Source organism: Alteromonas sp. HB246098 (assembly GCF_054890645.1).
This window is the reverse complement of sequence record NZ_JBTZUG010000007.1, coordinates 151,940-172,862: the sequence shown is the minus strand read 5'-3', so window position 1 is coordinate 172,862 and position 20,923 is coordinate 151,940. Positions and strand designations below refer to the sequence as shown.

General features: G+C 45.2%; 16 protein-coding genes. 3 read left to right on the top strand and 13 right to left on the bottom strand.

Annotation, left to right across the window (positions count from 1 at the left end):
• Positions 1 to 58: 58 nt before the first annotated feature.
• From ACYTPF_RS15315 to phoB, 11 genes are all read right to left on the bottom strand, one after another.
• Positions 59 to 1,384, bottom strand: a complete 1,326-nt coding sequence (locus tag ACYTPF_RS15315; RefSeq protein WP_461852821.1) for a tetratricopeptide repeat protein — start codon at positions 1,382 to 1,384, stop codon at positions 59 to 61.
• 6 nt (positions 1,385 to 1,390) lie between these two features.
• The gene (locus ACYTPF_RS15310; RefSeq protein ID WP_039234966.1) at positions 1,391 to 1,999 is read right to left on the bottom strand and encodes an energy transducer TonB; all 609 of its coding nucleotides are present in this window, start codon (positions 1,997 to 1,999) and stop codon (positions 1,391 to 1,393) included.
• A gap of 3 nt (positions 2,000 to 2,002) precedes the next feature.
• A complete protein-coding gene (locus ACYTPF_RS15305) occupies positions 2,003 to 2,410 on the bottom strand; it encodes an ExbD/TolR family protein (RefSeq protein ID WP_012517280.1) in 408 nt (135 codons plus the stop codon).
• A 32-nt stretch (positions 2,411 to 2,442) separates the two neighbouring features.
• Positions 2,443 to 2,961: a MotA/TolQ/ExbB proton channel family protein gene (locus ACYTPF_RS15300; protein WP_338853020.1), complete on the bottom strand. Its 519-nt coding sequence runs from the start codon at positions 2,959 to 2,961 to the stop codon at positions 2,443 to 2,445.
• Between the two features lie 2 nt (positions 2,962 to 2,963).
• Entirely contained in the window at positions 2,964 to 4,328 is a 1,365-nt protein-coding gene (locus ACYTPF_RS15295) for a MotA/TolQ/ExbB proton channel family protein (protein ID WP_461852820.1), read from the bottom strand.
• A gap of 13 nt (positions 4,329 to 4,341) precedes the next feature.
• The gene (locus ACYTPF_RS15290; protein WP_014948287.1) at positions 4,342 to 5,100 is read right to left on the bottom strand and encodes a DUF3450 domain-containing protein; all 759 of its coding nucleotides are present in this window, start codon (positions 5,098 to 5,100) and stop codon (positions 4,342 to 4,344) included.
• A gap of 175 nt (positions 5,101 to 5,275) precedes the next feature.
• Entirely contained in the window at positions 5,276 to 7,924 is a 2,649-nt protein-coding gene (locus ACYTPF_RS15285) for a TonB-dependent receptor domain-containing protein (RefSeq protein WP_461852819.1), read from the bottom strand.
• Between the two features lie 117 nt (positions 7,925 to 8,041).
• Positions 8,042 to 10,822 carry a hypothetical protein gene (locus tag ACYTPF_RS15280; RefSeq protein ID WP_461852818.1) on the bottom strand — a complete coding sequence of 927 codons (2,781 nt, stop codon included), beginning with the start codon at positions 10,820 to 10,822 and terminating at the stop codon, positions 8,042 to 8,044.
• A gap of 414 nt (positions 10,823 to 11,236) precedes the next feature.
• Positions 11,237 to 12,208, bottom strand: a complete 972-nt coding sequence (locus ACYTPF_RS15275; RefSeq protein WP_461852866.1) for a PstS family phosphate ABC transporter substrate-binding protein — start codon at positions 12,206 to 12,208, stop codon at positions 11,237 to 11,239.
• A gap of 76 nt (positions 12,209 to 12,284) precedes the next feature.
• On the bottom strand, positions 12,285 to 13,586 hold the full coding sequence (phoR, locus tag ACYTPF_RS15270; protein WP_179982386.1) for a phosphate regulon sensor histidine kinase PhoR: 1,302 nt from the start codon (positions 13,584 to 13,586) through the stop codon (positions 12,285 to 12,287).
• Positions 13,587 to 13,687: 101 nt separating this feature from the next.
• The gene (gene phoB / locus ACYTPF_RS15265; protein ID WP_118490259.1) at positions 13,688 to 14,377 is read right to left on the bottom strand and encodes a phosphate regulon transcriptional regulator PhoB; all 690 of its coding nucleotides are present in this window, start codon (positions 14,375 to 14,377) and stop codon (positions 13,688 to 13,690) included.
• Positions 14,378 to 14,643: 266 nt separating this feature from the next.
• Between phoB and ACYTPF_RS15260 the strand changes: the two genes are divergently transcribed.
• Together ACYTPF_RS15260 and rdgC are read left to right on the top strand one after the other, a co-directional pair.
• Positions 14,644 to 16,374 (top strand): sensor histidine kinase, encoded by a 1,731-nt coding sequence (locus ACYTPF_RS15260; protein WP_461852817.1) that lies wholly within the window; start codon positions 14,644 to 14,646, stop codon positions 16,372 to 16,374.
• Between the two features lie 136 nt (positions 16,375 to 16,510).
• On the top strand, positions 16,511 to 17,422 hold the full coding sequence (gene rdgC, locus ACYTPF_RS15255) for a recombination-associated protein RdgC (protein WP_025256534.1): 912 nt from the start codon (positions 16,511 to 16,513) through the stop codon (positions 17,420 to 17,422).
• Positions 17,423 to 17,610: 188 nt separating this feature from the next.
• Here the strand turns inward: rdgC and ACYTPF_RS15250 are convergent, their stop codons facing one another.
• Positions 17,611 to 18,174: a helix-turn-helix domain-containing protein gene (locus ACYTPF_RS15250; RefSeq protein WP_179982384.1), complete on the bottom strand. Its 564-nt coding sequence runs from the start codon at positions 18,172 to 18,174 to the stop codon at positions 17,611 to 17,613.
• A 188-nt stretch (positions 18,175 to 18,362) separates the two neighbouring features.
• Between ACYTPF_RS15250 and ACYTPF_RS15245 the strand changes: the two genes are divergently transcribed.
• Positions 18,363 to 19,553: a benzoate/H(+) symporter BenE family transporter gene (locus ACYTPF_RS15245; protein WP_461852816.1), complete on the top strand. Its 1,191-nt coding sequence runs from the start codon at positions 18,363 to 18,365 to the stop codon at positions 19,551 to 19,553.
• Positions 19,554 to 19,682: 129 nt separating this feature from the next.
• Here ACYTPF_RS15245 and ACYTPF_RS15240 read toward each other — a convergent pair whose 3' ends face one another.
• Entirely contained in the window at positions 19,683 to 20,519 is an 837-nt protein-coding gene (locus tag ACYTPF_RS15240; RefSeq protein ID WP_179982382.1) for an HDOD domain-containing protein, read from the bottom strand.
• Between the last annotated feature and the right edge of the window lie 404 nt (positions 20,520 to 20,923).

Sequence of the window (20,923 nt, the reverse complement as noted above, 5' to 3'; positions counted from 1 at the left end):
AAAAAAGGTCGATATTTCATCGACCTTTTCAATTAACGCATGCATTCGAGCACTGGCTTTAACTGGCACCAAGCTCGGCAGCGATGGCATCAGCCTGACGCTTTTCACCCTGCACGAACTGCTTCCACTGCTGTGCCATAGCACGGCTTTTCTGATGCTTTTCAGCTTCAGCTAATTGGTTAAGTGCAAGGGCATATTGCTTTTTATTGTAAAGTGCCATGCCTTTTATCAAGTAGACCAAACCGGGGTTTCTTAACTCACCTTTTTCAACCGCGCGGTCTGCCGCTGCAATTGCATCGTCGAAACGCTCTTCATTAAGAAGAATTTGCGCTAACTGTGCATCTAACTCACCGTCTTCAGACAGTTCAGCCGCTTGCATCATAACGGGAATGGCTTTGTCTTGCTCTTTAGCAAGTGACCAGCTTTGACCTAAGAACTTAAGGTTGCGCAAGTTTTTCTCAAGCACACCGTCGTTCATTGCCTGCTCCATCAACTTAGCACCTTTATAAGGTACACGGTGATAGTAATAAAGCTGTGCCATGTTAAACACGTCAGCTGACGTATTAACAAACCCGCGTTGATAAGCGGTTTCCATGATGGCTAACTGCTTGCGCTCTTCGCCTAGCTCACCGTACATACCGGCTAGCTGGATCCAATATTTAGGCTCGTCAAACAACTTCACCATTTTAATAAGAACGTCTTTAACCTTCTGAGGCTGCTTGAGTTCGTAAAAAATAGCACGTTGAAGAATTAACCAGCCTTCATCAGGAATCATTCCTTCAGCTTCGTGGTCAGCCACCGCTTCAGAAATCCACATTGAGGCTTGCTCGTACTGTTTATTTTGGTAGTACGCCTGGGCCTTTATCACTTTATTTTTAACCGGTACTGGCCCCGTATTCAGACTTTCCCAACGTTCCAAATAAGTGATGGTATCGTCGTAATTACCCTGCATAAGGTTAAGCTGGGCCAAACTGAAAAGTGTAGTCATTTCGAACTTTTCAGGAATAGGCTGTTGCTCTACCACTTTCGCGAACGATTCCAACGCCTTAGCATAGTCTTCGTTGTTGTAATAAATGAAGCCGAAAAAGTTATACATCATGGCTTTTTCGTAGGCGTTCATGGAGTCAGCCTTATCTTCTACTTCTTTCAAAATAGAAATGGCCTCTTCTACATCGCCAGCTTCATCTGCTGCCGTTTGCGCGCGGGCTAGCTGCTCGTAGACTTTGCCGCGCAGCGTAGGCACACGGCGAGTTTTCTTCTCGCTCGCTTTTTGCTCTTGCGCAACAGCCTCACCAGCAACCAACATAGTAGGTACAGATACCGTGGCCGATGCAAATGCAAACGCCAGTGCACTAAGCAAGGTATTCGTTTGTTTTCTCATCATGTTCTGTTACCCGTCAATTTGGAACGAAATACGGTTTTGTACACCAGACACTTCTGTTGCTTCACCGTTAACCACACGAGGCTTATATTTGAATTTCATGGCTGCATCAATAGCCGCTTGTTCAAAAATACCTGAAGGATTCGCTTCAACAACAATTGGGTCGCGTACTGCGCCTTGTTTGGTTACCGTAAATTCAACAATAACGAAACCTTCAATACCCCGCTGAAGAGCACGTCGTGGATAAACTGGCGCTACTTTAACGATAGGCAGATATTCACCGTCACCAGATTCAAGAGCCAAACCGCCTTCTAGCGAGATGTCGTCCCCGACTTCAGCACCGAAGTCCATCGATGTACCTTCTGCATCTGGAGAAGGTGAGTCCATTTGAGGTTGCTCCATTTGCGGTGGCGGCTCTTCAGGCTTAGGTGGCTTTTTCGGCTTACGATCTTTTTTCTCAACCTGTTCATCCTGCTTAACCCTTACGAAGTCAAGCACGCTTCCCTTTGGCGGCTCTGTTAGGGCACTGCCACCCATCTTGATAAGCGATTGCATCAAGAAGAACAGGCCTAACGTGATCGCAAGGGAAATAACAAATGCGATTAAATATCGTGGCATGATTTATTGCTCTTGGGCTGCAATCGAAACATCGTAAACGCCAGCGGCTCGCGACGCGTCCATAACCTTAATCAAGGTTTCTGTTGTAGCCTTCTTGTCGGCCTGAATCACAACAGTACCCTGAGGGTTTTCAGCGTGTAAGCGCTCGATGTTCGCCTGAACTGCGCGAACGTCGATACGACGTTTGTTAATCCAAATTTCGCCTTTATCTGAAATAGCGATAAGGATATTAGCGCGGTCCTTTTTCACAGCAGTGGCTGCTTCAGGACGGTTAACATCGATACCGGCTTCTTTCACAAATGACGCAGTCACGATAAAGAAGATCAACATGATAAATACAACGTCCAGCATGGGCGTCATGTCGATGTTTGCTTCTTCCTCATCGACTAGGTTTTGAAAGTGCTGCTTCATAATAAATACCTTACCTTAACGCTTAGCTAGCATTAACGTTGAATAATCAATGCATCCTCAAGATGCGTGCGTTCTGATTTCACCATACGAGTTAACCAGGTAGCGGCGAATACGCCTGAAAGTGCGCCAACCATGCCCGCCATTGTCGGGATAGTAGCTTTCGATACACCTGATGCCATTGAACGAGCATTACCTGAACCCGCAATCGCCATTACATCGAACACTTCAATCATACCGGTAACCGTTCCCATCAAGCCTAGCAGCGGACAAAGCGCAACCAGTGACTGGATAATTGGGATGCTGCCGTTAAGGCGCATGGTTAACTGTGAAATTGTTTTCTGACGAACCTGCTCTGCGAACCAAGAAGAGCGATCGGAACGTGCTGTCCACATTGCTATCGCTTCTTTCTTGGCTTGCTTGTGCCAAACCATCAGATACATCGCACGCTCGAGGATCAAAAGCCACATAACGAATATCAGCAGACCGATGACCAGGAGAACCTGGCCACCTGTTTCTGTGAAATCGCGAATTGCTTCTAGAAACTCGATCATGATTAGCCTCGCTCAGCGCGCTCTGCAATTACGCCAGACGCCTGTTCTTGTAGGATGTACACAATATTCTTAGAACGTGTGTTTAGCATTGCGTAAAGCAGTGTCATTGGAATCGCTACAACAAGACCTAGTACTGTTGTTACAAGTGCAGTTGAAATACCACCTGCCATTAGTTTCGGGTCACCTGTACCAAACAAGGTAATTGCCTGGAAGGTGTTGATCATACCGGTTACCGTACCTAGTAGACCCATAAGCGGAGCTACAACAGAGATAATCTTAATGATGGTTAGGTTTCGACCTAACTTAGGCACTTCGCCCAAAATCGCTTCAGTAAGGTGAAGCTCAAGCGCTTCTACGTCTGCGTTTGGATATTCATCACGAACTTTAAGTACGCGGCCAAGCGGGTTGTTAGTGTTAACTTCTTTGCTCTTAAGCTGCTTGTTCACTTTCATGCGCGTTAGCGTAAGCGTTACCAAGCGCTCAAGTGCAAGTAGTAGACCGAATGCACCAACGATAAGAATGATATAACCTACAACACCACCCTGCTCTACACGCTCTTTAAGGTTGGGCGCTTGAACAAGAAGCCCAAGAATTGAACCACCTGTTGGGTCGATACCAAACTGAACAAGTTCACCATTTGATGCTTGAAGTTCTGCGGCAGAGTCCATGTAACGATCAGCAGGCTGACGTACTAACTCAGATACTGTACCTGTTACGCCGTTGTAGTCTAAGTATTTGCCATCGGCAACGAGTGCAAATGGACCAACGCGTACTACCGACTTATTCACTTTTTCACCGCCTGCTTCTACAACGTCGGTTGTGAAGGTGGTGACCTTGCCGGCTTCTGTCATTTCGCGCTGCATTTCAAACCAAACGCGCTCAATTTCTTCAATTGATGCAAGCTTAGAGCTTGAACCCATGTCTTGCGCCATTTGATCAAGGAAGTCAGCACGACCTGGAATTTGCGCAGAAATAACTGAGTTATAGAATTTATTTTTGGTGTCGCCAGCGATTTGCTGAAGTACGCCGAATAGCTCTTTTAGTGAACCAAGACGTGTGTCTAGTGCACCGTTTAAGTCAGCCAGTTTAAATTCGTTTTCTTCAAACTGTGTTTCAAGCTGCTCAGATTGTGCAAGCATTTGGTCGCGCTTTTCACGGGTTTCGCGAAGAATGCGATCTTGCTCTGCACGTTGTGATTGGAAGTCACGCTCGCGCTGTTTGTTTTGCTGAGACTGTGCGAACTGACCTTCTTCTAATTGCTTAAGAAGTGCGTCTAAGTCCATAGCACGGTCGCTTTGTGCGAAAGCACCAACGCTGATGCTAAGGGCTGCTAGACCAACAGCGATACGTTTTACTGTGTTAAACATTCTCATCAACCTCTTAGTCTGTAATTGCCACTGGCAGCATTAGCAAGTCTGGTGCAAGTTGCTTCTTCGCCATGCGCAGACCTTTTGTAATTTGTGTACGGTAGCTGCTATCAAGCTCTTCCCACTGACGAGTTTGCTTGTTCCAAACACCCTGCATGCTTGCATCACGTGTTTGATAAATTAGCGCTGTACGACCAAGGCGTAGGAATTCAACGTCACGCTCTTGACCGTTAATTGAATGAATACCGCTGTACGCTTCCATAGTGCGGCCGTAGTCCATTTCTACTTGGTACGCTTCCATTACACGACGGAATTTTTCAGACGCTGCAACGTCAGCTCGGTCCATCATGGCGCGAAGGTCAGCAACGCGATTTGCGCGCTCTTCAGGAAGGAAAGGTACGTCTAAAGCAACAAACTGTTCTAGGCCGTCAATCATGCGCATCATTAGTGGCGTGATTTGACGCTCAACAACAGACACTTCATCGATAGCAGCGTTCAGGTCTGCCATTTCTTGTTCTTGGTTATTGATTTGCTTACGAAGCTGAGTGTTATAAACCTCAAGGCCTTCGATTTCTTTCATCAATGTTTTGAATTGTTGAAGTTTGCTGTCGATTTGGTCGGTAATACCGTTAATCTTTTCTTGCGATTTCGCCGCTGACTCGTTTATTTTCGCTGCCTCATCGACAACGGGTTTTAAGACTTCATCGTCTTGTGCAAGTACGGGTGTCGCTGCTAGCGCACCTGCTACAAGCAAGGCATTGATAAGCTTCATACATTCAAACCTTTAAAGTTAAAAGAAATCGGTTGTATCCGACTATAAATTTCTGCGCGTAGGATAGGATTTTTCTGTGACAGTTTTATTACGGAACTGTCATAAATAGACCAAAAGTGTCATCTTCGTCGCATAAAAAAGGCCGCTGATTAGCGGCCTTTTAAATAAGTAAGGTTTAGAAGTCGTATTTGAATGACAACCTTATACCTGTACCCCTTGTCTCTGACCTAAGCAGCGTATCGTTAAACTCAATTTCACGATCTTCGCCTAGGATATTCTGAACACGTAATGTGACAGTGCTATTAAAGTCTGGGTAGTACTTGTACACCATATCAAGAGAATGGAACGGTTGTTCGAAGTTATCGTCAAAACCGTCGATACCCGGAATTAGAATACGCTCACCAAATACGTTATAGACTAGTGACGCAGAGTGCTCGCCGTTGTCTGAGTCGTAACCCAACTGCATGTTAAGTACATACTGAGAGTGACCCGTCATACGTCGCTCAACATTAGTGATTGCCGCAGAAACACCGGTTTGCTCAACTATATTCTGACGATCTAAAACGATTTCAGAATCACTGATTGTAATGTTACCCGTGGTAAACAAGTTGTCCCAAATACCGTCGCCAATAAACGCTAGGTCTTGTAGGAATTCCACTTCAACCCCGTAAACTTCACCAGACTCAGCGTTAGCAATACGAATAAGCGGAGGGCCATCCTGAGCAGGAGACTGTACTGATTCGATTGGCGCTTCCATGTCTTTGTAGAATAAGCCTACCGATACGTTGTTGCCTGCTTCTCGATACCATTCCCAACGTAAATCATAGTTAATGATATCCGTTGTACTAACACCTGGCGTACCCGCAATTGGGAAGTTAGTTAGTGGGTCTAGGTAAGTCGCTGACGATACTTCACGAAGATCTGGGCGAACTACCGTTTGACCAATACTTGCGCGTAGCTGCATATCGTCTTCTAGGAAGTAAGTCACAGCAAGCGCTGGATAAAAGCCATCTTCTTGGAATGCCAGTTGAGAGCGGTCAGCCTCGTCGCTCAAATCGAACTGATTAGTACGCGGATCTAATGGCGCCACTACCTGACGGAAGTCTTCATAACGTGCACCACCAGTGAAACGCCATTTGTTGTCATAGAAGAAATCAGCTTCTAGATAATACGCATCAATTTTCTGACCCGCTACATAGTCATCACCAGCAATAGTCGTATCACGAATGATAGGTCGGCTAGACAAAGACAGGGTGTCTAAAACGCTGTCGCTGAAGATTTCGCTAAAGTCGTTACCATCTAATATTGAACGGTCTTCAACACCTAACGTATTGATATCGAAACGACGGTTTTCTGCAGTACGAGTTTTGGTTACAAAGCTTGCACCTACTTTGTACTCGGTTTCCCACTTACCCATAGTCATTGGATAAGTTACGTTATAGCCAAAGTTCTCCAAGCGGTCGTGAAGATTTTGGAAAGTATAACGAGCAGCAGTTTGTGCATCAGATAAGAAGATTTCGTTTTCATCGTCAAAAATACCATCTTCATTCACATCTTCCATAACGAAGCGTGCATTGAAGTTACCTGGCGCATAACGTACCGAACGGCCTAATGAGTATGTCCAGTCAATACCCATGAAGTTTAGCTCTGGGATTGTATGCTGGCCTTTAAGCTGATTGGTATATAGCGAGCGTTCTTCGTACTGAACATCAATATCTCTAATACGCAAGCCTTCTGCTTGGTTTAGGTTTTCAGTATTACCGAACATCTCGCGGATTTCGTCGCGTGTATCGTTTAGCACGATAAGGCTGTAATCAATACGATGTTGACGGTTATAATCTACACCTAGTGTTAATAGTGAAGACCAAGTCACCGTTTGCTCAGTACCTTGGATATCATCAAAGAAGCGCACATTGATAATGTCATCGCCGACTAAGTCAGGGTCTTGTAGCTCATATTCTTCAGAAGAGCGGGTTTGGGCTGAATAACGTGAAGTTACCAAAAAGCCAAAGCGCCAGTCTTCATCGTAATCATAGCTGTCACCATAAGTGACATTAACGCGCATGTCAGGATCGGCAGACTCTCTTTCTAGCCCGTATTCTCTATTAACACCTTTGAACAGTTCTAATGCTTCTTCTGGCTCAAGATCGTCTAAGAAGTTTTTTGAATCCCAACGTTCTTGTATCGCGGTAGAAACTGCACGTGTGCCATCGTCTTCCCCCGTCCAGTCACGTCCACCACCTGCATAATCTAATACGTCACCTGAATTTTCTGTGTCAATACCAACGGCGGCCGACACGTTGAAAACGCGCTGTGTAGGTATAGATTTCAATCGGATGTTTACGTTACCACCGCCGAATGCCGCAGGCATAGATGGTGAATACGATTTTTGAACCGCAAGGCTTTCAATAATACTCGACGGAAACAAGTCGAGCGGGATTACGTTACGTGTAGGATCCGGGCTTGGTACGATAGCGCCATTTAACTGTGTTGATGAGTAACGCTCACCAAGACCACGAACGTAGATAAAACGACCATCTACAAGTGTTAGACCAGTTACACGACGAAGTGCTCCCGCAGCATCACTGTCACCGGTACGAGCTATCTGCTCAGCACCCATGATGTCAGCCACGAAAGCTTGATTTTTACGTTCTTCCATTACTGCCGTTGCCGTGCCCTTTAAGCGCGTACCGGTAGCGACAACTTCCTCAATCACTTCGTCTTCGTTTGATTGAGCGAAAGCTATAGACGTTGGGAGCATAATGCTCGCTGCGACGGCTAAGCTGATGGGTTTTAGAAGAAACCTGTTAGCAGGTCTGTTCATGATGAACCTCTTTAGAAAGGAATACTTTCACGAAAATATTTCGTGTCTTACAAACTTAAAAGCAAGTGCGCCACTTTTGCAACGCACTTGCTTGTTTTTAGCTATGCGAACTGGGCCTTATTCAAGACCAACAGTCCAACCCGCAGTCCAGTCGTTATCAGCGTCTTTAACAGCACCGATAAAGTCTACTGAAGAGAAAAAGCTGTCTAGCGTCGACACGTCAGTAGCAGTAGTAGTATCAACTGTGTAGATACCGTTAAGTACTGTCGCAGTGTTGTCTAGTAGCGTGTTACCAGATTGTGCAGTGAACCACGCTTCTTGGTCGAAATCACCAGAGTTGTTGATGTTTTCAGCACACGCTAAAACAGACGTTTCGAAAGTAAGCTGAGGCGTGTTTGTGCCATCCATGTTAGCAAGTAGCGTAGTGTCGCCATCGCTTAGGTCAGCTTCGAAACACTCACCCATTCCCGCAGGACCGGTTACAACAAAGTTGTATAGCTGTGCGTTAGTTTGGTCGCGAAGTAGAACACCTTCAGAGTCAGCGTCAGCGGTATCGAACTCGTTACCAATGATAGTCATGTTAGCAACCATTGGATTTGAGAATGCAGTACCGTCACCGCCGTCACCATCGCCTTCAATAGCTCGGTTAGCGTCTGAGTTGTCGTCAGCATGCTTAACCAATACGAACTGTAGCTTACCTACGTAGCCGTTATCCCAGTCTACAGAGTCATCTTGGATGCTTGTTAGCGTTAGGTACTTAACGTTTACTGCACCACCGAAGAACTCAACACCGTCATCCGCGTTTTTGTGTACTTGTACATATTCAACAGTAGTACCAGAGCCAACACCACCAAAGGTGATACCGTTAAGCTCGTTGTCAGGCGCGATTTCGAAACCACCGTGCATTACGCGAACGTAGCGAAGTGTACCAGAGCTATCTGTATTATCTGTACCGCCGAATACTGCACCTTCTTGTGCACCTTCTACTTGAAGTGAACATGAAGTGCCATCTTGTGGACACTTAGTTGATTCGCCGTTACCTAGGACGATCATGCCGCCCCATTGACCAGCTTCACCTGCTTCAAGACCACCAACAACGTGGTCACGTGAAGTGAATGTAATTGGGTTTTCGGCAGTACCGTTTGCGTTAATCTCTGAGTCACGGCTAATTACTAGGTAATCATTGCCAGATGCGCCGTAAACGGTTACGCCAGGCTCAACAGTAAGGGTTGCGCTGTTTTCCTTGTCGCCACCTACGAATACTGCACCAGAAAGGGCATATAGATTGCCTTCTGTAAGCGTTAGGTCAGATGTGATGGTACCTGACACCTCACACGTAGTAGTTGAACCGTCTACTGGGGTGATTGAAGTAGTACCTGATGGGCAGCCAGAAGCAGATTGTACTAGTTCGATGTTACCACCACCGAAACCGAATGCCCAACCTTGACGCCAGTCATCTTCACCTACAGCACCAATGAAGGTGTTCGCTTCGAAGAAAGTATCAAGCAAGGTTGACGCGTCGCCGCCAGCAGTAAGCAGTTCACTTTCTGCTGTCAATGTACCGTCTTGGTTAAGACCAAGGTTTGCACGGTCTTCAAATGCGATTAGCTGGTTGCCATCTTGGCCAGTGAACCATGCTTCTAGGTCAACCGCACCTTCTGGCGTATTGAACGGCTCAGAACATGCAATCGCTGAGTAAGTCATGGTTAGGTCACCATCAGAAAGGTTAGCTTGAACCGTTTCGTCAGTATCCATCTCCAAGCACTCGCCCATACCTTCTGGACCAGTGATAAGGAAGTTCATTAGGTTAGCGCCAGTTTGGTCGCGAAGTAATAAACCTTCTGAATCCGCGTCAGCTGTGTCGAAGCTATTACCGATCACAGTCATGTTAGCGATCATTGGCTGAGAGAATTCTAGGCCGTCACCACCGTCACCGTCACCTTCGATACCGCGGTTCGCGTCAGAGTTATCAGCTGCGTGTTCCACATATACGTATTGAAGCTTACCTGTGTAACCATTGTCCCAGTCTACTGAGTCATCTTGGTTAGCAGTAAGTACAAGGTGTTTTGCGTTTACCGCACCACCGAAGAATTCAACACCGTCATCAGCGTTGCTGTGAACCTGTACGTAATCAACTTCTGTACCTGAACCAACACCACCAAAAGTAATACCGTTAAGTTCATTGTCTGGTGCAATTTCAAAGCCCGCATACTTAACAACAACGTACTTAAGGATACCAGAGTTGTCTGTATCGTCAGTACCACCGAATACCGCACCTTCTTCTGCACCTTCTACTTGAAGCGCACAGTCAGAACCATCTTGTGGACACTTAGTTGACGTACCGTTACCAAGAATAACCACACCACCCCATTGGCCTGCGCCAACTTCATCACCAACAACATCGTTAAATGATGTCATGATGATAGGAGCAGATGCAGTACCTTCGGCTTCAATTTTTGAGTCACGGCTTACAACCAGATAATCTGCACCAGTACGACCGAAGATGATTGTACCTTCTTCAATAGCAAGCGTTACGCTGTCTGCTTTGTCGTTACCGATAAATACTGGACCTTCAAGTGCCCATACTGTGTCGTTAGTTAGTGTGATTACGCCTTGGTCGTCTGCGTCATCTGCAGTTAAACGACCGGTAAGTACACGAACTTCAACGTCTTGACCGAATGCGTCGCTTACTTCGCCGCTAAGGAAAGTACTTGATTCACCTGGAGCTGTATCATCTGAACCTGTATCGCCACCAGTATCACCACCAGTGTCGCCACCGTTGTTATTAGTTACGCTGTTATCAATATCACCTTCGCTGATATTAATATCGCCACCACAGCCTGCTAGCACAAGCGCTGTAGCAATAGCTGAAGCCTTGAAAAGTTGCTTAAGTTCCATGTGTTTCTCCAAGTACGGTATAATTATGGATTTTGAAAACGCGGAAACTTTAACTGAGGTAGATGACACATTTGTTACATTAAGGCGCTGTAACAAAAGTTTCACAGAAAAAGTTCAATTTTGAGCTAAAAAAAGTTCAATAGATGCAATCAGCCAACAAAAAATTCGCTTTTTTTCTTATTTTACCTCAACTTAATACGCACTCGCTGTTACAAGCTGCTGAAATGCATGTGCTATCAGGGTGTGGGCGGTATGCCTTTCAATTGCAAATAATCAATCGCTCATGGATATTTGACGATCTATTGTGACGTAATTATGACAACCAGCGGGGATGTTCAACCTCAAATAACATAGGGGGTAGCTGCGATTTGAGTAGTATTGATGTGTTTAGCAGTCGCTCAAATTTGGCGTTTATTATTCATTTAGTAATCGGCGCTGGCGTACCAGTACGTCTTCACGAATGGGAAAATATCCGTCTCTTAACACCTGCTGCTGCCCTTCCTGTGACAAGATATAGCGCAAAAACTCTCTTTCCAGAGTAGGTAAAGGCTCACCGGGCTTTTTATTTATAACTAAATAAAGAAATCGGGCAAACGGATACGTTTCGTTGCGTACCGTATCAATTGAAAGAGGGATTAAGCTGTCTAGCGACTCACCTAAAGGTAGAGCGCGAACTCCTGCGGTTTTATAGCCGTAAGCGGCATAGCCAATTGCACCTGTACCGCTGGCCACAGACAATACTACAGAAGCAGAGCCAGGTTGTTCGTTTACTGTGTTTTTGAAATCACCATCACACAGCGCCATCACTTTGAACAAACCATAAGTACCTGATACAGAATTTCGGCCGTACAGCCTGATAGGAGAACGATAGCCTATATCGTCAACACCGAGTTGAGACCAATTGGTAATGGCCTTATTGCTGCCACAAAACTGGGTTTCAGAAAATACAGCATCAACTTGCTCAAGGGTCATCCCCGGCAGCGGATTGCGTCTATCTACAAAAATGGCGATGGCATCCATTGCCACTTTTAATACCGTTGGAGGGTAACCGTGGGTTCGCGTGAAGTCCCGTATTTCACTGGGTTTTAATTCCCGGCTCATAGGGCCAATGGTAGCGGTACCTTCAATAAGTGCGGGCGGAGCGGTGGATGAACCAGACGCCTGTATTTGAAAGCCGACCTGGGGATAAAGGGTTTTGAATTCCTGTGACCAAAAGGTCATTAAGTTTGCCAGTGTGTCTGAGCCCACTGAGGAGATTTTTCCTGCCACACCGGGGTTGCGTTCGTAGGCCGGTACTTGGTAAGTGCTTGAAGAAGAGGAAGCGCTTGGGGCTGTCTGAGGCGTCGCGAATATTTTAAGTGGAAACAACAGGCCTATTGCCAACAGTAAACTTATAACACCGCGGTATAACCCATTCACTATGTTATGACATTTGCTCGCCAAGGTTTACTGCCTCTTAAGGTTACAGCTGCTCTGCAATTAATTCGTTATCCAATACGAAGGAGAAGTTACTGCCCTCGCCCAACGTACTAGTTATTTCTAAACGGGAATTATGATGACTTAGCACGTGTTTTACAATGGATAACCCCAAGCCTGAACCGCCGGTTTTACGTGAACGTGCTTTATCCACACGGTAAAAGCGTTCTGTTAAGCGATTAAGGTGGTTCTGCTCAATGCCATCACCGTTGTCTACTACAGAAAACTGGGCGCCGCTCGTACCGCGACGCCAATATACGTTTATCTCACCACCAGCGGGGGTGTAATGAACGGCATTAAACACCAAATTAGAACAGGCACTTCGCAGTTCGGTTTCGACACCAAAGACATACAGCTCTTCATCAATATGGAACTTGATAGCGTGGTTCTTTTCTTTATTGAGGGCCAGCGCTTCCCTTTCAACTTGAGCAAGCACAGCAGGAATATTCACCACGTTTTCATAAATACGTTCTGAGCTTGCTTCAATACGCGATAGTACTAATAAATCTTCTATCAGGTTTTGCATGCGATGAGTTTGCGATGTCATTTCTTTCATCGCTTTGTGCATAAACGGGTCTGACGCTTCATCAACAGGAAGAATTTCTAAGTATCCATTAATAACCGTAAGCGGCGTACGAAGTTCATGAGATACGTTCGCCACAAAGTCTTTACGCATTTCTTCAAGCTGAGATACTCGCGTTATATCACGAGCAATCAGTAGAAGGTGCTCGTCGCCATAAGGCATTATTCGATATTCGAAGGTTTTATTGGGGTTCGTCGGCGACGGTACTTCAATAGGGTATTTGTAATTACCCGCATGAAAGTACTGAATAAATTCAGGGTGACGCAATAAGTTGTCTATACGCCGGCCTGAGTCTTGAGGCCATTTCAAACCAAGATCTAAACGGGCAAGACGATTACACCAGATAATACATGCCTTTGAGTCAACCACTACCGCTGCATCTGGTAAGGCTTCAGAACCCTCTCTAAAGCGTTTAACTAACTCGCCAAGCTCTTTACGCTTGTTACGGTTTCGACGCTGAAGGTAATAAATACCTTCATAAATATGCTCCCACACGCCTCGTACAGTAGGGGGAGACATTTTGCGACTGTGCCACAGCCAGCGGTTCAGCTTATAAAGGTGCCAATAGTTAAACAGCAGCAACAAAGTCGCACCTATGGCGACAGCGAATAACATATCATCCAGATACCACCCTACTAGCGCAAAAACCACAAGGAATAGCACTAAGCGCAAAGTACTTCTCAACCAAGAGAACGGGTAATACATGAAATAGCTCGCGTTGTTGAAAGTGGAAATAGGCGCACGTTAAGGTGGCGCATAGACGTAAAGGGAATGGCGTCATACCACTCCCTAAACACTGCATCTTATTAAAGCTTAGTAGAAAAACGATAACCCGCACCGCGTACGGTTTGGATCATAGCATCATGTCCGTGGCGAGATATAGCTTTGCGCAAGCGTCGGATATGTACATCTACCGTTCTGTCTTCAACGTAAACATTAGTGCCCCACACATTATCAAGAAGAAGTTCTCGGCTGTATACTCGCTCTGGATGAGTCATGAAAAAGTGCAATAGCTTGAACTCTGTCGGCCCCATATCCAACGGCTCTTCATTAGCCATAACACGATGGGATACAGGCTCAAGTTTAAGTCCGTTAAACTCAATTGGCTCTTCGTTTGACGTAGGCGTGACTCTGCGCATTACCGCTTTAATTCTTGCCACTAGTTCCTTCGGCGAGAAGGGCTTAGTCACATAATCATCAGCACCAGCATCCAGGCCTCGAATTTTATCTTCTTCTTCGCCACGGGCCGTTAGCATGATAACGGGAATGTCACGAGTAAACTCGTGTTGCTTTAAACTTTTAGCCAGCTGTACACCGCTTCCACCCGGTAGCATCCAATCCAGTAGAATTAAATCTGGGTAAGGCTCGCAAATTTTTTCCTGCGCGATGTCGAAATCTTCGGCTTCAATAATGTTAAAACCAGATTGCTCAAGTACAAACTTAAGCATCTCACGGATAGGCGCTTCGTCCTCAACCACCAACACTGTACGAGACATCGTATTATTCCTGCTCATTTATAAACGCCGTTATTATTAATGTGGTCTGTGACAGTTTTATTAAAACGATTACATTAATGTGTCAAGTTTAATACGGTTATAAAACACGCTTCGCCCAAAGTTTATACATACAATCTTGTTTATTCATACAATTGCGCATATTCTTGAATTGTCAAAAATATCTACACGTATGTGATTCTAAATAGTGCTTTCGCCACAAATGGGAGTCTCATAAAAAGTCTGAAGTAACAGGGGTGTGTTTTTCTATGGCTGCGGTCAAGACAGGGTTATCAAGGAAGCTCTTAGCAAGGGTATTATCGGTATACTTTGCGCTTACACTTCTTGTGACAATAGGACAAATTTTTACAGAATACCTCAGCACCAAAAATCACGTTGAAAGCGAGCTTCAAACATTAAAAAACACCTTTTCTTCTAGTCTTACTCGCGCGCTGTGGGAGCTTAACAATGACCAAGTCCGAGCTATCGCAGAAGGGTTAATGTCACTGCCTATCGTAGAAGGCCTGCAAGTTCGTGGGGAAAATGGCAATTACATTGCAGAGTACGGTATTAGGGTCCAGCGCTCACCCGCGCCTGTCGACCAAGAGCTGATAGAGGATCATCCTGGAGGCGTTTTTAGCTATAGCTTTCCACTCGTTTTCAAATTCTCTGGCCGTGAGTCTACCGTTGGCGATGTTACTTTATACTCAAGCTTCGACACTATATTTAGCCGTATTGAAGTAGGTGTTTTCTTTCTTATCGGCAACGCGATAGTGAAGACAACCTTTCTTGTATTCTTATTTATGACAGCCTTTCGCACAATGCTCTCAGAACCCTTACAGTCCATCACTGAGCAAATGGGCAATTTCGACCCTCAGCATCCCGAAGAGAGTAAGTTCAACATCAAATTGGATGATGATAACGAGCTATTGCAACTTAAAGAGTCGTACAACAACGTTATTGATGACCTTATCGTTTCAAATAGCAAGTTGAATAATGCGCAAAGCGAGCTAACGCTAGCCAATAAAAAGTTGGATGATCAAAACCTTATTTTGGAACAGGAAGTGGCAAAAAAGACCGCGTCTTTGTCACAAATTATGCTTGATCTAGAGCAGCAAAAAGACGAGCTTATCGCCCACCAGCGAGAGCTTCGCCAGGAAAACGAAAATCGCCAGTATATAGAAGCAGAGCTTCGCAAACGTAACCAAGAACTTGCAAGCTCAATGGATACCCTTCACCAAGCACAAGAGCAGCTAGTAGAGTCAGAGCGCATGGCGTCGCTTGGCGGCCTTGTTGCTGGTATTGCACACGACGTGAATACGCCGTTAGGCGTAAGCGTTACCGCAGCCAGTTTTCTGCAAGAGCGACTAAACAACCTGAAGACTGATTTTGAAGATAAAAGCCTGACCAGTAAAAATATGGCAAGCTTTATTGACGAAGCTGAGCAAACTGCGCTTTTACTTTTAAGTAACTTAGAGCGCGCATCAGACCTTATCGCCAGCTTTAAGCAAGTAGCTGTTGATCAAACCAGTGAAACCGAACGCGAGTTTGTATTAGGTGACTACATTAACGAGATCATCCAGTCCCTAAAGCCGAGTTTCAAGCAAACCGACCATCAAATTAACGTAACCTGCCCTGACAATTTAGTAGTAACCTGTGCCCCTGGCGCTATTGCACAGATTGTTACAAATATGGTCGTTAACTCGCTTATGCACGGCTTTGAAGGCAAAACCGCTGGCACGGTAACCCTCGATGTAAAAGAAGAAGGTGATAATGTTGTTCTTTACTATAAGGATGACGGCAGGGGCTTAAGTGAAGGAGAACTAAGCCAATTGTTTGATGCTTTCTTTACCACTAAACGAGGGCAAGGTGGCAGCGGTCTGGGCACACATATTATGTATAACCTAGTTACGCAGTCACTGCATGGCCATATTGAAGCTGACAGTACACTCGGCAACGGCTTACAGTACACCATTCGTTTTCCCAAAAAGAGTGTGTAACCCTTTTTACTATTTTCAATTTGGGGCGCGCACTGCAAGCGCCCTTTTATGTGTCTAATAACCCTTTATTGAATTGCACCGCAAGTCTTACGTTGGTACGCTTGCGCCCTATTTTTATTAAGAGAATGCTTACACTATGTGGTTTAAAAATGTAAAAGCCTATCAAATTACTCAGCCGCTATCGCTAGACGAGGGTGATTTAGAGCGAGTCTTAAACGAACATGCTTTTCGCCCGTGCGGCAGCCAAGATTTGGCAACCATGGGGTTTGCCTCTCCGTTTTCTCAGGCTGGTAAGCAAGGCACCATGTTTCATGTTGTTCAACAGCGTTTTTGGATAACCCTAAAGAAACAAGAAAAGATTTTGCCCGGTGCTGTGGTCAATGCCGAGCTTGACGAAATGGTGGCTAAAATTGAAATGGAAACAGGTTCGCCAGTTGGCAAAAAAGCCAAGGCAGATCTTAAGCAAGAAATTCAGACACGCTTGCTGCCACAGGCCTTTACCAAAAACACCTATACCCACGGTTTTATCTCTCTTGCCGACAACTTAGTAGTGGTTGATGCGTCGTCTGACGGTAAAGCCGAAGCCTTCTTGGCCATGGTAAGAAAGGCCATAGGTTCACTTCCAGTGGTGCCGTTTACGCGCAGAAGCCTTCAAAGTGAACTTACGCATTGGGTTACTGAGTCAACACCAGAAGGTGTAGGGCTACTTGAAGAAGCCGAACTTAAATCTACCGACGACACAGGCAGTGTTATTCGCTGTAAGAACCAGCCGCTTGATAGCGAAGAAATCAGTATTCACCTTGATGCCGGTAAGCTGGTTCAAAAAGTCGCGTTTGAATATGCAGAAACCCTAACGGCTATTATGTGTGAAGATGGCGCCATTAAGCGTATTAAGTTCACCGACCGCATTAAAGAAGAAACTGACGACGTACCAAAAGATCAGGTAGAAGCACGCCTTGATGCGGAGTTTGCGCTAATGTCAGCAGAGATTTGTACGCTGCTGAACTTCCTTCGCGGTGCGCTTAACCTTAACGACGATAGTTTGTAAGCGAGCGGCCAGCACAGCACAACCTATTCTCTAATTTCAATTGAACGTTTAATTCAAAGCCTAATCGCTATTATAGTCATTAGGCTTTTCACAAATATCCCCAGAGTCCCCCTTCTAATTAGCTTACTTTTGTAAAAGCGTTTTATATAAAAGCTCGCAAACCGCTAAAAGGAAGTTACTTAATTCCTCTAAACAGGATAGTGAATTACCACAACAAAGCGCGTTTCTCCTGCTTCGTCTCGATAGCCGTGGGGTTGGTCTGCGCGCAATATACATTGCTCTTGCGCCTGATAGCTTTTCCACTGTCCATCTTGCAAAACCCCTAACTTTCCTTGTAGTACGTGAATATGCTCGGTGACGCCAATTTGGTGAGCTGAAGAATGCTGCTCATGCAAGTCTGTTAAGCATAGTTCGAACATTTCAAACTGGGTAGCTGAGTTAAACGGAAATAGCGTTTTTATGGTTACGTTTGGGTCGTTAGCGAACTTGTTATCGGCGTGTTGAGACGAAGGGGCTGTTTCATCACCAGATAAGAAAGAAGAAAATGAACACGCAAGACCTGTGGCTATTTTCCATAAGGTAGCGATGGTTGGGCTAGACTCACCTCGTTCTATTTGCCCAAGCATAGCTTTCGATACTCCCGTCAACTTAGCTGTTTTATCAAGAGAAAGCCCCCTAGCTTTGCGAACAGTCTGCAGGTGCTGTGCAATACTTCTTGAAATAGCAGAAGGCTGCCCATTTGCTTTTGTCATGTAATGAAGGCCTTTTATTTTGTCGCCGATGTTAATAAAGCATTTGTGCGTTATAACGCACAAATGTTATGTTACTTATTGTACGTTATAGCGCACAAATAGGTAGAGTAGCACATTCGATAGACACTAAAAGCGTACTTTTATCGCTCAGTCATTTTTAAAATCGAAATTCCATCACGAGGGTTTTCATGAGTAAATGGAAGTTAAGTCATATCAGCGCAGGGCTTACCGCCGTTACGGTAGGTTACAGTAGTTCTGTAGTTATTATCATTGATGTAGCGCGCAAAGCCGGCGCTAGCGATGACATGGTAATAAGCTGGTTATTCGCGCTTGGTCTAGGTATGGGTATTACCTGTATTCTGTTTTCGTGGCTATCCAAACTGCCCGTTGTTACCGCTTGGTCTACCCCTGGTGCGGCTTTTTTATTAACCAGTATAGGCGATTATAGTTTAAGCGAAGCCATTGGTGCATTTGTAATATGCGCAATGCTTTCACTTGTAACAGCGCAAAGCCGGACTTTACTTAAACAAATTAGTCGCATTCCTCCAGCCATTTCATCTGCACTTTTAGCCGGTATTCTCTTACCTATATGCCTAGCTGTATTTACCGATGTTAACGAAGCGCCGCACCTAGTCGCGTTATTTATTTCCGCTTACCTAATAGGAAGCCGCCTATTTCCCCGCTATCTGATGCTGTTGTTGCTAGTTATGTCGGTGGGTATTAGTTTGTTTATGGGTAGTGCCAGCAGTGTTGTTGCTCTACCAAGTACCTCACAAGGGCTGTCATCAATATTTACCCTGCCCGAGCCAATTTGGGTAACGCCTACTTTTTCTTTCAGCGCCGCCATTGGCTTAGCCTTTCCTCTTTTTCTAATCACCACGCTTTCCCAAAACTTGCCCGGCATAGCTATTCATCACGCACATGGCTTTGCGCCCGACCATAAGCCTATCTTGTCAGGCATTGCCGTTATACAAGGTCTATTAGCACCTTTTGGTGGCTTTACCTTTAACCTAGCTGCTATCACAGCAGCACTGTGCATGGGTGAGCAAGCGGATAGTGAAAAGTCACAGCGCTATAGAGCCGCCATAGCGGCCGGCGTGGCGTATTTATTTATGGGACTTTTAGCGTCTGTGGTCGTTGCGTTATTTGTCAGCATGCCCAGTATCATTATTCACCTACTTGCAGGGCTTGCATTGTTAGCTACGCTGCAAGGGTCGATGGTCCGCGCTATGGAAGTAGAACATCATAGAGCCCCAGCGCTGCTCACCATGCTGTGTACGGCGTCAGGCTTTAGCTTATTTTCTATGACTTCAGCAGTGTGGGGATTGGGGCTAGGTTTACTATTGCTGTATGTTCAAAAGAAACCTGCTAACGCATAGTGTTGCTTATTAAGCGCTATACCTGTAGCTAACTTACATAACAAAAAGGCCGATACGTTTTGAAGATGCACTTCTGTATCGGCCTAACACTACTGTGTAGATCTGGGGGTAGCTTAAAAGCTTAATTGCTTATAAGAAAATTTGCTTCGCGGCGCTTGTTAGCTCTTCGAACTCATCTGAGTGAAGCTCGCCCATATCTTCAACCACACCACGTTGTATAGCTAAGTTCAAAATAGCGTCTTTCTGGCTACCTGCCGCTCCCGAGACTGCCGCACCTACGCGAACAAAGTCAATATAGCTTAGCTCATCAGGAAGATAGCTTAAGTCTTTCCAGTTTTTCGCGACATTAACGAAGCTTTCACCAAAGCCCCATTCTCTCATTATACTTGCACCAATGCGGCCCGCTAATTTATCGATTGCCACTTCAAGGAAAGAAGGATTAGCAAAAACCTCAGGGTGACGTTCAGCTTCCGTCAAAATAGGCAGTACGCCAATATTATGTACCAATGCAGCTAGGGTCATAGTATCCATGCTCATTTCCCGCTTTTTGGTGCGGGCTATATAAAGCTGTAATACCGCCATTGCACTGGCAACTATGTTTACCGTATTCGCCCACTCCTGTTGCAAATAACGAGCAACTACATCGTTTTTAGATACGAACAGCTGCTCCATTGCCAGTGCGGTAGAAATATTCTTAATTTGTCGCAGACCAATACGCGTTACCGCCTGACTAATGGAGGTAACTTTAACACTGCGCCCCATATAAGCACTGTTTGCAATTTTAATCATTCTTGCACTAAGTGATGGGTCTTGCCCGATTACCTCACCCATAGCATTAAGATTGATGTCAGGGTCATCTGCTGCTTTACGGACTTTTAATGCGATAGCAGGAAGTGTTGGAAGGACCAGTGTGTCATTGTTTATTTTTTCAACCAAAATAGTTGAAAGCGCGTTCTGTGTAGACATATTTCTACCCTTAGAAAGTTCCAAATTGCCTTGATAAGGCGATAGTTTGCGTTACCCGTTATCTACTCAGCCAACATCAATTCTGATGCGCCAAATAAATCGAGTATTTGTGCGTTGCATTCCCTGCGCTTATTCACATAGGCCTCTATGATTCACGCTAAAATACAAACCGTTTATTGTTTTATTATGGTATTTCTATCACCATACTATAGTAGCTCTCTAGTTTCGACCAACTAAAAAAGACAGGCTTAAAGCGAATGTTTAGCAACCGCAGTAGCACAAGAGCTCAATCAAAGTATAGACAACAAGCAGCAAACCACTATTGATATTAAGCAAATAATTTTCATACTTTTGTATAAAATCAAAAGCATAGCTATAGTGAGTTACGCAAACACCTCCCCACA